Annotated in this window: 1 pseudogene; it reads right to left on the bottom strand. The window is 54.1% G+C overall.

What is annotated here, in order from left to right:
* Positions 1 to 377: pseudogene (locus HBA93_RS19030) on the bottom strand (cellulose synthase); the annotation flags it as partial.
* Positions 378 to 401 lie beyond the last annotated feature (24 nt).

Consider the following 401-nt stretch of genomic DNA (forward strand, 5'->3'; position numbering starts at 1 on the left):
TTCTGGCGGGCCTTCCTCATCGGTGCCTTAATGGCTGAGACAGCAGCTTTATCAACTAGACCTACGCGAAGATAAGCGAGACTTTGTCCGTAGGCTGCATCGGAACGATCCTGAGCTGAGCCGGTGGCCAATGCAGATTCAAAACTTTTGACGGCTTCAAGCGGTCGGTTCATCTCCATCAAACACCAGCCATGGGCAACAGCATTTCCGCCTGTGGGAGCAGGGCCTTCGACCGTATTGCGACAATTTCGGGCACTCGCCGTTGTGGTGGTACGTGTACCAGATGCCTGTGCCTGGCGTGACGCAACTCTTGTTTCTTGTCTTTGGGCTTGCGGGTATGGAGCAGCTTGATAGATTTGCGGTATCTGCTGGCGCATTTCATTCTGCTGTATGCCAGCAGG

The sequence above is a fragment of the Ochrobactrum sp. SFR4 genome (assembly GCF_019730395.1).
In the GTDB taxonomy this organism is placed as follows: Bacteria; Pseudomonadota; Alphaproteobacteria; order Rhizobiales; family Rhizobiaceae; genus Pseudochrobactrum.